Source organism: Pseudomonas sp. R15(2017) (genome assembly GCF_002112685.1).
GTDB classification, from domain to species: Bacteria; Pseudomonadota; Gammaproteobacteria; order Pseudomonadales; family Pseudomonadaceae; genus Aquipseudomonas; species Aquipseudomonas glycinae.
Genome location: NZ_NEII01000003.1, coordinates 600,674 through 614,000 on the forward strand (window position 1 = coordinate 600,674; position 13,327 = coordinate 614,000).

The 13,327-nt window shown below is 61.1% G+C and carries 12 protein-coding genes and 1 rRNA gene; 4 read left to right on the plus strand and 9 right to left on the minus strand.

Annotation, left to right across the window (positions count from 1 at the left end):
* Positions 1 to 99: 99 nt before the first annotated feature.
* Positions 100 to 588 carry an SRPBCC family protein gene (locus CAF77_RS09705; protein WP_007953087.1) on the minus strand — a complete coding sequence of 163 codons (489 nt, stop codon included), beginning with the start codon at positions 586 to 588 and terminating at the stop codon, positions 100 to 102.
* 196 nt (positions 589 to 784) lie between these two features.
* Between CAF77_RS09705 and CAF77_RS09710 the strand changes: the two genes are divergently transcribed.
* Together CAF77_RS09710 and CAF77_RS09715 are read left to right on the plus strand one after the other, a co-directional pair.
* Positions 785 to 1,705: an ADP-ribosylglycohydrolase family protein gene (locus CAF77_RS09710; RefSeq protein ID WP_064381125.1), complete on the plus strand. Its 921-nt coding sequence runs from the start codon at positions 785 to 787 to the stop codon at positions 1,703 to 1,705.
* Between the two features lie 55 nt (positions 1,706 to 1,760).
* The gene (locus CAF77_RS09715) at positions 1,761 to 2,165 is read left to right on the plus strand and encodes a lysozyme inhibitor LprI family protein (protein ID WP_064381126.1); all 405 of its coding nucleotides are present in this window, start codon (positions 1,761 to 1,763) and stop codon (positions 2,163 to 2,165) included.
* 139 nt (positions 2,166 to 2,304) lie between these two features.
* Here the strand turns inward: CAF77_RS09715 and CAF77_RS09720 are convergent, their stop codons facing one another.
* The 3 genes from CAF77_RS09720 to CAF77_RS09730 are packed head-to-tail and all read right to left on the minus strand — an operon-like array spanning position 2,305 to position 5,905.
* Positions 2,305 to 3,330, minus strand: a complete 1,026-nt coding sequence (locus CAF77_RS09720) for a histone deacetylase family protein (protein ID WP_064381128.1) — start codon at positions 3,328 to 3,330, stop codon at positions 2,305 to 2,307.
* A gap of 3 nt (positions 3,331 to 3,333) precedes the next feature.
* The gene (locus CAF77_RS09725) at positions 3,334 to 4,572 is read right to left on the minus strand and encodes a Zn-dependent hydrolase (protein ID WP_064381130.1); all 1,239 of its coding nucleotides are present in this window, start codon (positions 4,570 to 4,572) and stop codon (positions 3,334 to 3,336) included.
* 22 nt (positions 4,573 to 4,594) lie between these two features.
* The gene (locus CAF77_RS09730; protein ID WP_064381133.1) at positions 4,595 to 5,905 is read right to left on the minus strand and encodes an MFS transporter; all 1,311 of its coding nucleotides are present in this window, start codon (positions 5,903 to 5,905) and stop codon (positions 4,595 to 4,597) included.
* A 162-nt stretch (positions 5,906 to 6,067) separates the two neighbouring features.
* Between CAF77_RS09730 and CAF77_RS09735 the strand changes: the two genes are divergently transcribed.
* Positions 6,068 to 7,003: a LysR family transcriptional regulator gene (locus CAF77_RS09735; RefSeq protein ID WP_064381135.1), complete on the plus strand. Its 936-nt coding sequence runs from the start codon at positions 6,068 to 6,070 to the stop codon at positions 7,001 to 7,003.
* On the opposite strand, the gene CAF77_RS09740 is transcribed toward CAF77_RS09735, so the two are convergent.
* From CAF77_RS09740 to CAF77_RS09750, 3 genes are read right to left on the minus strand one after another with little or no spacing between them, the layout of a single operon-like run.
* Positions 6,997 to 7,926 (minus strand): glyoxylate/hydroxypyruvate reductase A, encoded by a 930-nt coding sequence (locus CAF77_RS09740; protein ID WP_064381138.1) that lies wholly within the window; start codon positions 7,924 to 7,926, stop codon positions 6,997 to 6,999. The genes CAF77_RS09735 and CAF77_RS09740 overlap by 7 nt on opposite strands.
* A complete protein-coding gene (locus CAF77_RS09745) occupies positions 7,923 to 8,678 on the minus strand; it encodes a class II aldolase/adducin family protein (protein WP_064381140.1) in 756 nt (251 codons plus the stop codon). The genes CAF77_RS09740 and CAF77_RS09745 overlap by 4 nt, the downstream gene beginning before the upstream one ends.
* Positions 8,675 to 9,976, minus strand: coding sequence for an MFS transporter (locus CAF77_RS09750; protein ID WP_064381142.1), 1,302 nt, complete (start codon positions 9,974 to 9,976; stop codon positions 8,675 to 8,677). Before CAF77_RS09750 ends, CAF77_RS09745 begins: the two co-directional genes overlap by 4 nt.
* 145 nt (positions 9,977 to 10,121) lie before the next feature.
* On the opposite strand from CAF77_RS09750, the gene CAF77_RS09755 reads away from it, so the two are divergent.
* Positions 10,122 to 11,081 (plus strand): LysR family transcriptional regulator, encoded by a 960-nt coding sequence (locus CAF77_RS09755; protein ID WP_064381145.1) that lies wholly within the window; start codon positions 10,122 to 10,124, stop codon positions 11,079 to 11,081.
* A gap of 12 nt (positions 11,082 to 11,093) precedes the next feature.
* On the opposite strand, the gene mrdA is transcribed toward CAF77_RS09755, so the two are convergent.
* On the minus strand, positions 11,094 to 12,986 hold the full coding sequence (gene mrdA / locus CAF77_RS09760; protein WP_064381147.1) for a penicillin-binding protein 2: 1,893 nt from the start codon (positions 12,984 to 12,986) through the stop codon (positions 11,094 to 11,096).
* A 215-nt stretch (positions 12,987 to 13,201) separates the two neighbouring features.
* Positions 13,202 to 13,317: ribosomal RNA gene (rrf, locus tag CAF77_RS09765) — 5S ribosomal RNA — on the minus strand.
* Positions 13,318 to 13,327 lie beyond the last annotated feature (10 nt).

The window sequence follows — 13,327 nt, forward strand, 5'->3', positions numbered from 1 at the left end:
CGCCATAGCAGGCCTTCCGAAAACCCTTAGACATGTCAGGCATCAAGCGCAAAAGCCGCCAGTTGCGCGACTTTCAGCCACGGACTGAACAGGTCGAGATCAGCCACCTTCACGCTCGCGGGCCCGGTCGCTCTCCGTGAGGAAATGTTCGAGCCGGCTCAACTGCTCCTCCCAGCCCCGACTGTCCATGTAGTACGCCTCTTTCTGGCGCACGTCGGGGATGTGCGCAAAGCCTGATTCGGAGACCTTCAGCAGCGTGCCGTTCTCGTAGTCCTGCAGTTCGAACTTGACCAGCGTGGTCGGTTCCTGGGAGTAGTCGATTTTCGGGTTCACCGCGTACGGGTGCCAGCGGAAGGAGAACAGCTGCTGCGGCTCGACTCGCTCCACCAGCACGTTCCAGAGCACATGTTCATAACCGGGGTAAGTGACCTGCCCCTGCGTCCATTCGCCGGCGATAAACCGCCGGCCCTCCAGCGCAACGCCGAACCACTGGCCGAACGCCTCGGCATCGACCAGGGCGCGCCAGACATGGGAGCGCGGCGACCTGAGCATGATCTTGCGTTCAAAGCTGTTGGGTACTGGTTTCATACGTCACCTCCTGTTTTGAACAGTAGGCTTGTATGACCACATGTCCAATGCGAAGTTGTATCAATCCAGTGCAACGATCAGGTCTGATTGAAATATCCGGCAGTATTTTGGATCACCGGTTCGTCAGAATGCGCACGGATCAGCGCGGCGAAACTGCTAACGTTCCCAGCGAATTGAACGACACAAGGACGTCATCATGCAGCTCTCCCTCCCCGAACGTTATCGTGGCGCCCTGCTCGGCCTGGCGTGCGGCGATGCCGTGGGAACCACTGTCGAATTCCAGCCTCGCGGCAGCTTCCAGCCCCTGACCGACATGGTCGGCGGCGGGCCGTTTCGCCTGAAGCCCGGTCAATGGACCGACGACACCTCGATGGCGTTGTGCCTGGCGGAAAGTCTGCTGAACAAAAACGGCTTCGATGCCGCTGATCAGATGGGCCGCTATCTGAACTGGTGGCAATGGGGTTATCTGAGTTCGACCGGCGAATGTTTCGATATCGGCATGACCGTGAGTCAGGCGCTGGATCGCTATCAACACACCGGAGAGCCGTTTGCCGGCGCCACCGATCCCTACAGCGCCGGAAACGGCTCGTTGATGCGCCTGATCCCCGTGGTGCTGTTTTATTTCCCCGATGCCCGGAAAATCAGGCGATTCGCCGCCGACAGTTCACGCACCACACACGCGGCGCCCGAGGCCATCGAATGCTGCCAGCTGTTTGCCGAACTGCTCGGCAAGGCCCTGGAAGGTGCATCGAAAGCGGATCTGCGCACTCTGGCGCAAACAGTCTTCAGCCAACCCAAGGTGGCGGCGATCGCCCGGGGTCACTACCTGCACAAGACCGAGCGCGAAATTCGCGGCAGTGGCTACTGCATTGAATCTCTGGAAGCGGCGTTATGGTGCTTCCACCACACCGACAGTTTTGCCGCAGCCGTCCTGCGAGCGGCCAATCTGGGCGATGACGCAGACACCACGGCCGCCATCGTCGGCCAGTTGGCCGGCGCCCATTATGGTGTGCAGGGAATCCCGTCCGGGTGGCTGGAAAAGCTGCATGACGGAGAAGAAATCGCCGCGACTGCCGAGCGCTTGCTCAACGCATCGAGACATCGCACACCTTCTTAGCGCAACGAAGTCGCTAAACTGCCCGGCACGTTCATTCATCAAAGCGAGATGACTCATGTCCCCACGCCTGCTTCTGGCCCTGACGCCTTTTCTTTTCACTTCCGTTGCTCACGCTGCCGTGGACTGCGCCAATGCCAGCGATCAGGCGACGATGAATCAATGTGCCGCGCAGGAAAACAAGGCGGCGGACAAGGAGTTGAACGCGGTTTATCAGCAGATTACCGCCCGGTTGAAGGACAACCCTGATGGCAAGAAACTGCTGGTGAGCGCGCAACGGGCGTGGATCGGCTTTCGTGATGCCGAGTGCAAGTTTTCGGCATCCGGGGTGGCAGGCGGGAGTGTTTATCCGTTGATCTACAACAATTGCATCGCCTCGGTGACAAAGACGCGAACCGAGGCGCTCAAGCAGTACTTGAAATGTGAGGAAGGGGACATGAGCTGCCCGGTGCCTGGGGCCTGATTTTCCAGAGTTTTTGAAGGCCTCATCGCTGGCAAGCCAGCTCCCACAGGTTTTGTGTCGATCACAAAAAACTGCAACTGCACAAATCCCTGTGGGAGCTGGCTTGTCAGCGATGGCGACCTGTCGGATCACATCAATTTCAGATCTGCCACACCTCGCCATTCACGAAAAACGCTCGGGCATTGTCTTCGAGACTTTCCAGGTGATAGCCGCCTTCCTGCACGATCAGGCATGGCAGGCCCAGGCTGCGAACTCGCTGGCCCAGTGCTGCAAAACCTTCGCGGGTCACGGCGACCTTGCTTTGCGGGTCAAGCTCATAGATGTCGAAGCCCAGCGACAGCACCAGCACCTCGGCGCCGAACTCGCGCACCGCGTTCAATGCGACGTCCAGTTGCCCAAGGAAATCCGCTTCGCTTGAACCATGAGCCATCGGCAGGTTGAGGTTGAAGCCCTCCCCCGCGCCGCTGCCACGCTCATCGGCGAACCCGGCGACGCCTGGATAGAAGTTGGTCGGATCGCCATGCACCGAGACGTAGAGCACGTCATCGCGGTCGTAGAAAATCTCCTGAATGCCCTGGCCGTGGTGCATGTCGGTGTCGAGCACCGCGACTTTTTCAAACTTGGCGCGCAGCACCTGCGCCGCCACCGCCGCGTTGTTCACGTAGCAGAAACCGCCCGCCGCTTCGGCCCGGGCATGATGTCCCGGTGGACGGCACAAGGCGTAGGCTGCCGGCTCGCCGTCGATCAGCGCCTGAGCCCCGGCCACTGCGCTTTGCGCCGACCAGTACGCCGAGCGCCAGGTCTGCTCGCCGACCGGGCAACTGCCGTCCGCCAGATACCGCGCCGCCTGAGCGAGGATGCCGCGCAAGGCGTTGGGCTCGCGGACGAAGATGTTCGACATCACTTCATCGCCCCAGTCTTCCGGGATTTCTTTCCAGCGTGCGTGCGCTTCCTGAAGAAAGGTCAGATACGGCGCGCCATGCACCGCCAGCAACGGTGCGAGACCGGCATCGGCGGGCTGCTCGACACTGAAGCCCAGACCGTGGGCGGCCTGCACCAGACGCTGCGCACGCTCGGGAACTTCTTGCGGCGTACGCATCTGCCCGCGCGAGTAATAGCTGCGTGGATGGTGGAGCAATTGTTCGGGGTGGAAAAAACTGCGCATGGTTCAGGCTCCCTGTTCGATTCGACCGGCACGGGCCAGTACGGCGTTGAGCAATACATCGGTGCCCTGTTTCACGTCTTCGGGCAACACGTCTTCGGCTTCGTTGTGACTCAGGCCGCCAACGCACGGGATGAACACCATCGCCGTCGGGCAGTAGCGCGCGAGGTGAATCGCGTCATGCCCGGCGCCGCTGACAATCGACTGCTGAGCGTAGCCCAGCGCGTCCACCGCCTCTTGCACGGCCGCCACACATTCGGCATCGAACGGTGTGGCCGGGCTGATCCAGTGCGGGGTGATCGTCAGGTTCAGGCCTCGGCCATCGGCGATCGCCTGCAAGCGGGCGCGGACTTGTTGTTCCATGGCGGCAATGGCGTCGTCGCGGTGATGACGCAGATCGACGGTGAAATTCACCAGCCCCGGAATGGTGTTGCGCGAGGATTTGTTGATGCTCAACTCGCCGACCGTGGTCAGGCCTTCGGGGGCAAAATCTGCGGCCAGACCTTCGATTGCCTGAATCATCCGCGCCACACCGTACAGCGCGTCTTTGCGCAGCGGCATCGGCGTGGTGCCGGCGTGGGCGGCCATACCTTCCACGCGCACATCGAGCCAGCGGATCGCCTGACCGCCCGTGACTACGCCGATGCTTTTGGCGTTGTCCTCGAGGATCGGGCCTTGCTCGATGTGCGCTTCAAAATACGCGTCCACCGCGCCGCCCAAAGGGCGATCACCGGCGTAACCGGTACGCTGCAACGCCTCGGCAACGCTGATGCCATTGATATCGCGCACCGCCAGCGCGGCATTCAGATCCATGATCCCGGTGAACACTGCCGAGCCGAACATGGCCGGGGTGAAGCGCGCGCCTTCTTCGTTGGTCCACACCGCCACTTCCAGCGGTTTGCGGGTCTGGATGTTGAGGTCGTTTAGGCAACGCACCACTTCCAGACCGGCGAGTACACCGTAGACGCCATCGAAACGCCCGCCTTCAGGCTGGGTGTCGAGGTGGCTGCCCATCATCACCGGCGCGGCGTCCGGATCGGTGCCGGCGCGACGGGCGAACAGGTTGCCGATGGCGTCCACGCTCAGGGTCATGCCGGCTTCGCGGCACCAGTGGGCGAACAGTTCGCGACCGGCCTTGTCTTCGTCGCTCAATGCCAGACGGCAGCTGCCGCCTCGGGCTGTCGCACCGATTTCGGCCATGGCCATCAGGCTCGCCCACAGGCGTTCGCCATTGATTTTCAACATGAGGTTCTCCTGAAATTCCGGGTCAGCCACGGGCCATTTCCGCGCGATGGGCACTGGCGTGGCGACGGGCGAGGGACAGCACGCAGACCAGCGAAATGCCGGCGATCAGGCTGTAGAACACCGCCATCGGCCACCACTGCCCGGTGAATTTGTGCGCCAGCATGGTGCCGATCAGCGGCGTCAGCCCACCGGCCACCGCGCCGCAAATCTGATAGGCCAGCGAGATCGCGGTGTAGCGCACGCGGGTCTCGAACATGCCGCTGACGTAGCCGGCAATCACCGCGTAGAACGAGGCCATGCACACCACCGCCAGCGCGATGCCGAGGATAATCAGCGGCGCCTGGGCCGAGCTGACCAGCACGAACATCGGATACGGCGAGGCCATCGCCAGCAGCGACACCAGGCACAGGAAACGCGTCGCGCCGATCTTCTCGGCAGTCCATGCAGCCAGCGGCTGGATGCAGAACTGGATAATCGCGACGAAGAACAGGCATTCGAGAATCAGCGAGCGCGGCAGCGCCAGTTGCTGAGTGGTGTAGGCGATCATGAAGGTGTTGGTGAAATACACCCCGGCGATGCCCAGCGTGTTGGCACCGATGCACAGCAACAGCGGACGCCACGCGGTGCGCAACACTTCCATCACTGGTGCCTGTTCATTCTTGATCTGCTTGCTGGCCTGCTCGCGGCTGGCGAGGAATTCCGGTGACTCGTTCACGCCCAAGCGAATCGCCAGGCCCACCAGCAGCAACAGCGCACTGGCGAGAAACGGCAGACGCCAGCCCCAGCTCATCAGGTCTTCTTCCGGCAAACGGGTCACCGCGCTGAAGGCCAGCAGCGACAGGATCAAACCCGCCGGGCTTCCCAGTTGCGCGAACGACGCGAAGAAATTGCGCCGGCCCTTCGGCGCGTGCTCGCCAGCCATCAACACCGCCCCGCCCCACTCGCCGCCGACGGCGATGCCCTGGACGATGCGCAGCAGAATCAGCAGCACCGGCGCCGTCGCGCCGATCTGCGCGTAGGTCGGCAGCAGACCGATGCACACCGTGACCACGCCCATCATCAACAGCGTGATGATCAGTGATTTCTTGCGGCCGATACGGTCGCCGATATGACCGAAAATGATCCCGCCCAATGGCCGGGCAAAGAAGCCCACCGCGAAGGTGCCGAATGCGGCCATGGTGCTGAACAGCGGATCGTCGGAGGGAAAGAACAGCGCGCCGAACACCAGCGCAGCGGCGGTGGCGTAGATGTAAAAGTCGTACCACTCGATCATGGTGCCGATGAAGGCTGCGGCCGCCGCACGGCGCGGCTGGTTCGAAGCGTGGGGCTTCATGGGTCGGGCTCCTTTGATTGTTTTTTTGGCAGGAGGAAAACGCTGAATCCGAGGCGCTCTGGCGGCGCCTGTCGTGGGGTGATTTATCGTCCCGGGGCTATGATTAGTCAATTTTCTATTTATTATTCCGAGTATTACTTCTTCTTATAATCGAGAGCCGCCATGGCCGAACGCGATGTGCAACGCCTGCTCAACGACCGCCTCGACTGGAACCTGCTGCGCACCTTCCGGGTGATCGGCCAGGAGCTGAGCATCAGCCGTGCCGCCGCGCGTCTGCATCTGACGCAACCGGCGGTGAGCCAGGCGCTCAAGCGTCTTGAGGAGCAACTGGGTCGCCAGTTGATCGCCCGACGCGGCCCACGATTTGCCCTCACCGAAGTCGGCGAGCAGATCTTCGAACTGGCCGGCGAGATCTACGGGCAGATGTCCCAGGTCAGCAGCCTGCTGGAGCAACCGGCCGACGAGGTGATCGGCAAGGTGCGACTGCTGATCATCAGCCGGATCTTCTCCGAGCGCTTCGATGACTTCCTCGCTGACTTTCATCGGCAGTATCCACGGGTGGATCTGGAGGTCGATGTGATGCGCAGTTCGGACATCGTCAGTGCCCTTCAGGAGAAAACCGCGACCCTCGGCCTGAGCCTCAATCGCCGCCCGCAACCGCGACTTGAACAGCGTCTGTTCCTGCGGCAGCGCTATGCGTTTTTCTGTGGCAAGCACCACGCGCTGTTTGGCCGACAGGACATCGGCGAAGGCGATCTGCAGCGGGAGAACTTCGTCAGTTTCACCAGCGACCAGATTGGCGGCATGCTCTCGCCGCTGACGATTTTTCGCGATCAGCAAGGCTTCAGCGGGCGCATCGTTGCCTCCTCGCCAAGCCTGGAAGAGGTGCGGCGACTGGTGATCGCCGGGTTCGGTATCGGTTGTTTGCCGGAGCACGTGGTGGCGGCGGACGTCGAGGCCGGATTGCTCTGGCGCCTGCCGCCCCACGAAGGGATTGCCGATGTCGACATTCATCTGTTGTGGAACCGCGAGCAGCGCATGAGCCGCGCCGAGACGCTGTTCATCGAACGTTTGCAGGCCTGTCTGGCGGATCAGTAACCGAGCAGTCGATCCGCGCTGTTGAGCAAAGGCTCACCGGCATTCAGACGGCGGAAGTTCTCGGCGATCTGCTCGGCGATGCAATCGTGGGAGGCCGCCGAAGCCATGTGCGGGGTGATGGTCACGCCCGGGGTTTTCCACAGTGGATGATCGGCGGGTAACGGCTCCTGTTCGAAGACATCGAGCAGCGCACCGCGCAGTTTTCCACGAGCCAGTGCCTGTTGCAGATCCTCGATGTTCAGATGCCCACCGCGACCGACGTTGACCAGTGCCGCGCCGTTGGCCAGCCGGTCAAAGGTCTGGCGATTGAGAATGCCGCGCGTCTCGTGGGTGAGCGGCAACAGATTGATCAGCAACTCCACGCCGTCGAGAAATGGATTGAAGGTTTCAGTGCCGGCGAAGGTCTGCACGCCCGGTAAATCCTTTTTGCGGCGCGCCCAGCCACGCACGTCATAACCGGCGCTGGCCAGGTCTAGCGCAATCGCGCTGCCGAGCGAGCCGAGGCCCATCACACCGATCCGGAACTCATGGGCCGGGCGTTGCAGCGGTCGCTCCCAATGCTGTTGGCGCTGTTGCTCCAGCACTTGATCGAAGCCGCGATGAAAGTGAATCACCGCCCAGCGCACGAACTCGGTCATGCCTTGGCGATGCCCGGGATCAACCACCCGGCACACCGGCAGATCCGGACATGACGGATCGTGCTCCAGATGATCGATGCCGGCGGCGACCGAGTGAATCACTTGCAGATTGGGCAACGCGGCGAGGCTGTCCGGCAGCGGAAACCAGCACGCCGCGATCTGCGCATTCGCCGCTTGGGGATCGTCGGCCAGCACCGCCGAAAGCTGCGGTGCACGGCGGGCAAAGGCTTCCTGCAATTGTTTGAGCAACAGCGTGTCGCGGGACATCAGCGCAACGGTGTTCATGACAGGTAGGACTCGCGCTGGGATTCGATCAGGGTCAGTGCGGCCTGCCAGGCCAGGTCGATGATGTTGTCCTGTTCATCGCGGTCGAACTGTTCGGCGGTGTGGGCACAGACTTCCGGCGACGGGAAATGCAGCTCGCAACCGCCGGCCAGCGCCTGCACCTGAGCCTGGCAGGCACGCTCCAGAAAGTGGATTTCCTGGAACGCCTGGGCCACCCCGGAGCCACCGACCAGCAAACCGTGATTGCGCAGGATCATCGCCCGATGCGGGCCGAGGTCGGCGATCAACCGCTCGCGCTCGTCCAGCGACAAGGCGATGCCTTCGTAGGTGTGGTAAGCGAGTTTTCCGTAGAACTTCAGCGCGTGCTGACTGATCGGCAGCAGGCCTTGTTTCTGTGCAGCGACGGCCATGCCGGCAGCGGTGTGGGTGTGAATCACGCAGTTCAGATCCGGCCGCGCCATGTGGATCGCCGAATGGATCACGAAACCGGCGGCGTTGACCCGATGCCCGGCGTATTCAGGGTCGACGATGCGCCCGTCCTGATCGATACGCACCAGATCGGAGGCACGCATGCGGTCGAAAATCACGCCGTAGCGGTTGATCAGGAAATGATGCTCCGGCCCCGGAATCCGCAGGGTGATGTGGGTGTCGATCAGGTCGGTCATGCGAAAGTGCGCGATCAGGCGGTACAGCGCGGCGAGCTCGCAACGGGCTTGCCATTCGATCGGGTCAATGTGGGCGGGCTTACTCACGAATACACCTCTTTGTTGGTATGAAGGGTGACCGGGTTGGCCCGCAGACGTGCGAGGCCACAGACACCGATCAGAGACAGGGCCGACAGTAACGTGAAGAACACCGCCAATGGCAGCCACTGCCCGGAGAACTTGCTGGCCAGCAGCGTGCCGATCAGCGGCGTGGTGCCGCCGGCTACTGCGCAGCTCAGTTGGTAAGCGATGGAGATGCCCGAATAGCGCAGATGCACCGGGAAGGCTTGGGTCATGTACCCGGCGATCACCGCGTACAGGGCCGAGAGAATCACCACCGCGACGGCGATGCCGAGGGTCATCAACAGAATGTTCTGAGTGCCAACCAGCAAGAACATCGGGTACGGCGTGACCGTGCACAGCAACGCCACCAGCATCAGGAATCGCCCTTCGCCGATGCGCTCGGCGAGCAGCGCCGACAACGGTTGCGAGAGCAATTGAATGATCGTCACCAGGAACAGGCAGTCGAGAATGGTCGCCCTTGGGATGCCCTGATATTGGGTGACGTAGGTGATCATGAACGTGTTGGTGAAGAAGAACCCGGCCGAGCCGATGGTAACGGCGGCGGCCGCGAACAGGATCTGCCGCCAGCACTGACGGATCACGTCTTTCACCGGGTACTTCGCCGTCTCGTTGTTGTCCCTGGCCTTGGCGAATTCCGGCGACTCATGCACCCCGGAACGGATCATCAGACCGACCATCATCAGCACGCCGCTGGCTAGAAACGGCAGACGCCAGCCCCAGGCGAGGAAGTCTTCCGGCGACAGCGACGTCACCAGTCGAAACGCGATCAACGCCAGCAGCAAACCCGCCGGGCTGCCGAGCTGGGCGAACGAGGCGTAAAAGGTTTTGCGTTTGGCCGGGGCGTGTTCGCTGGCCATCAACACCGCCCCGCCCCACTCGCCGCCGACGGAGATGCCCTGGATCAGGCGTAATACGATCAACCCGATCGGCGCCCAGATGCCGACGCTGGCGTAGCTCGGTAGCAGACCGATGCCGGCGGTGGCGAGGCCCATCAGCGCCATGGTCACCAACAGCATTTTCTTGCGACCCAGACGATCACCCAGATGTCCGAACACCATCCCGGCCATCGGGCGGGCGATGAAGCCGACGGCGAAACTGCCGAATGCGGCGAGGGTGCTGGTCACCGGGTCGCTGCTGGGAAAGAACACTTGCCCGAGCACCAGTGCGGCGGCGGTGGCGTAGATATAGAAATCGTAGAACTCGATGGTCGTGCCAATGAAGGCAGCGGCCGCGGCGCGACGCGGCTGAGCGGTGGTGTGCATGCAAGAACCCCTGTGTATTTATAGTTTTGGGCAGGTGTCGAAGCGGCTGACGGTCGCGCTCTGTGGCGCTTGTGGGCTTTATCGCTTCCGTGACAGGATTAGTCAATTTTCAAAAACTTATCTTTACTATTAGCGTGACTACTACATGACCTCCTCCGCCAATCCCTGGATCGGCCGACGTTTTCTCAATGACCGGCTCGACTGGAACCTGTTGCGCACCTATCTGGTGATCGGTCAGGAAGGCAGCATGAGCCGCGCCGCTGCGCGATTGCACATCACCCAGTCGGCAGTCAGCCAGGCGTTGAAACGTCTCGAGGAACAACTGGATTGTGTGTTGATTGCCCGGAGCGGTCGGCGTTTTGATCTGACGGAAACCGGGGAGGAAGTCCTGCGGATTGCGGCGGATATCTACGGCGATATTTCCCGTCTGGGCACCGTGGTCGAGAATCGCCATGATGACGTAGTGGGCAAGATCCGTATCCTCACCGTCAGTGGCGTGCAGGCGCGGCATTACGACGAGTTTCTTGCGGATTTCCACGAAACTCACCCGAAAATCGAGCTGGAAGTCGAGGTGATGGGCAGCTCGAACATCATCAGTTCATTGCTGCAGAAGACCGCTACGGTCGGCGTCGGACTTTGCCGTCTACCACAGCCTCGGCTGGAGCAGCGGGTACTGTTCCGAGAGCGCTACGCCTACTTTTGCGGGCAACGGCATCGACTGTTCGGACAACAGAATCTGACGCTGGAACAGCTCGCGGCGGAGAACTTCGTCAGCTTCACCAGCGATCAGCTCGGCGGCAATCTTTCGCCATTGACGCTGTTTCGTGACCAGCAGGGGTTTACCGGCAAGATCGTCGCCTCCTCCACCAGTTTCGAAGAGATTTACCGCCTGATCTGTGCAGGGTTCGGGATTGGTTGCTTGCCGATTCACTTGGTGCGACGGGATGTCGAACAGGGTTTGCTGTGGCGCTTGCCGCCGGAGGACGGGGTGGTGGATTTCGATATTCAGCTGCTGTGGAACCGCGAGCAGAAGATGACTCAGGCGGAAACGGTATTCCTCGACAGCTTCCAGCACATGCTCAGCTTGCGTGAGCCTGTGCTGTGAAGCTTTAGCGGGTTACACGTGAGGATCGCCCGGCGCTTTGGTCGGCGCCGCGTATTGCGGCTTGAGGTGACCGTCCTGGTCGAGTAGCCAGGCGTCCATGATCTGCCGCACCACCGGACCTGCAACTCGGCCACCGGCCTCGCCGTTTTCGATCATCACCGAGATCGCGATTTTCGGATGCTCGGCCGGGGCAAACCCGACAAACAGGGCGTTGTCACGATGTCGCTCGAGGGTTTTCTCGCGGTTGTAACGCTCACCCTGTTTGATCGCCACCACCTGCGCCGTACCACTCTTGCCGGCGATGCGGTATTGCGCACCGGCCGCTGCCGCACGAGCAATGCCTCGGGCATCGTGCATCACCATCTGCATGCCGTGGTTGACCTGCTCCCAGTCCCGCGGATCCTTGAGCAGGATGTTCGGCATCGGGTGCTCGTCCACCGGTGCCACACCATCCACGGTCTTGGCCAGGTGCGGACGGTTCCAGACGCCCTTGTTGGCGATCAGTGCGGTGGCTTGAGCCAGTTGCAGCGGCGTGACCTGCATGTAGCCCTGGCCGATACCGAGGATCACGGTTTCGCCGGGGAACCAGGCCTGACGCCGGGTGGCGCGCTTCCACGCCTGGGACGGCATCAAGCCCGGTGACTCCTCGAACATGTCGAGCGAGACTTTCTCGCCAAGGCCGAACATCGCCATGTAGTCGTGAAGGCGATCGATGCCGAGCTTGTGCGCCAGGTCGTAGAAGTAGGTGTCGTTGGACCGCATGATCGCTGCATCCATGTCTACCCAACCGTCGCCGCTGTGGTTCCAGTTGCGATACTTGTGGTCGAAATCCGGTAGTTGGTAGTAGCCCGGATCGAAGACTCGGGTTTGTGGCGTGACCACGCCGGTGTCGAGTCCGGCAATCGCCACCTCTGGTTTGATCGTTGAACCGGGAGCGTACAGACCGCGCAGTACTCGGTTGAACAGCGGTCGGTCGATGGAGTCTCGCAGCGCGGAATATTCCTTGGAGCTGATACCAGTCACGAACAGGTTAGGGTCGAAGCTCGGATTGCTGACCATGGCCAGCACTTCGCCGGTCGATGGATCCAGCGCAACCACTGAGCCGCGGCGGTCGCCCAATGCAGCTTCCGCGGCCTCCTGAAGTTTGACGTCGAGACTTAGAACTATGTTTTTGCCTGGTATCGGATCGGTGTGTTTCAGAACCCGTAGTACTCGACCTTGTGCGTTGGTCTCTACCTCCTCGTAACCGACGTGGCCGTGCAGCTGTGGCTCATAGAAGCGTTCGATACCCGTCTTGCCGATGGATTGGGTGCCACGGTATTCGACGGAGTCGAGGGTTTTGGATTCTTTTTCGTTGATACGGCCAACGTAACCGATCGAGTGTGCGAAGTGCGCACCCAACGGGTAGTTACGAACGAATTGTGGCTCGACATCCAGGCCCGGTAGACGGAACTCGTTAACTGCCAGCACGGCGATCTGTTCTTCGGTCAGCTCATAGAACAGCGTTACGGGTGTAAACGGATGACGCGACTGCTTCATGGCTTTGTCAAAGACTGCGCGGTCTTCGGCGGGCAGGTGCAGGAGGTTGATGACTTCATCCAGCTCTTGATTGACGTCAGTCGCCCGTTCGCGGGTGATGGTCAGGTTGTAGCTGGGACGATTATCAGCCAGCAACACGCCGTTGCGATCGTAAATCAGGCCGCGTGTCGGCGGGATCGGCAGGACATGGACGCGATTGTTTTCGGAGATGGTCGAGTGGTAATCGAACTCGACGACTTGCAGGATGTACAGGCGCACCACCAGGGCACAACTGATGGCGAAGACGAACAAGGCACAGGCGATCAGGCGTTTGTTGACCAGCCGCGTCTCTTTTTCGTGGTCCTTGATAGGGATGGGTTCAGGCATTTCTGCAGCCACTCTTTGACAAAAAATGAGCGCCGATCCTTGGGCATGACATCAGTCCGTTAAAAAACGAGCTGCACCATACCAAAAACCAGGCGGTCATTTCAGAAGGATTTCCCCAATGGTTCCGGTCGAGACGGCTGGAGGTTTCTCCAGGCACTTTCCTGCGGACAAAACAAAACCCCAACCGCTTTCGCAATTGGGGTTTCGGAATTTAATCTTGACGATGACCTACTCTCACATGGGGAAACCCCACACTACCATCGGCGATGCATCGTTTCACTTCTGAGTTCGGGATGGGATCAGGTGGTTCCAACGCTCTATGGTCGTCAAGAAATTCGGGT

Coding starts and splice junctions, on each gene's coding strand:
- CAF77_RS09705 (WP_007953087.1), bottom strand. CDS start 588: ATGAAACCAGTACCCAACAGCTTTGAACGCAAGATCATGCTCAGGTCG.
- CAF77_RS09710 (WP_064381125.1), top strand. CDS start 785: ATGCAGCTCTCCCTCCCCGAACGTTATCGTGGCGCCCTGCTCGGCCTG.
- CAF77_RS09715 (WP_064381126.1), top strand. CDS start 1,761: ATGTCCCCACGCCTGCTTCTGGCCCTGACGCCTTTTCTTTTCACTTCC.
- CAF77_RS09720 (WP_064381128.1), bottom strand. CDS start 3,330: ATGCGCAGTTTTTTCCACCCCGAACAATTGCTCCACCATCCACGCAGC.
- CAF77_RS09725 (WP_064381130.1), bottom strand. CDS start 4,572: ATGTTGAAAATCAATGGCGAACGCCTGTGGGCGAGCCTGATGGCCATG.
- CAF77_RS09730 (WP_064381133.1), bottom strand. CDS start 5,905: ATGAAGCCCCACGCTTCGAACCAGCCGCGCCGTGCGGCGGCCGCAGCC.
- CAF77_RS09735 (WP_064381135.1), top strand. CDS start 6,068: ATGGCCGAACGCGATGTGCAACGCCTGCTCAACGACCGCCTCGACTGG.
- CAF77_RS09740 (WP_064381138.1), bottom strand. CDS start 7,926: ATGAACACCGTTGCGCTGATGTCCCGCGACACGCTGTTGCTCAAACAA.
- CAF77_RS09750 (WP_064381142.1), bottom strand. CDS start 9,976: ATGCACACCACCGCTCAGCCGCGTCGCGCCGCGGCCGCTGCCTTCATT.
- CAF77_RS09755 (WP_064381145.1), top strand. CDS start 10,122: ATGACCTCCTCCGCCAATCCCTGGATCGGCCGACGTTTTCTCAATGAC.
- mrdA (WP_064381147.1), bottom strand. CDS start 12,986: ATGCCTGAACCCATCCCTATCAAGGACCACGAAAAAGAGACGCGGCTG.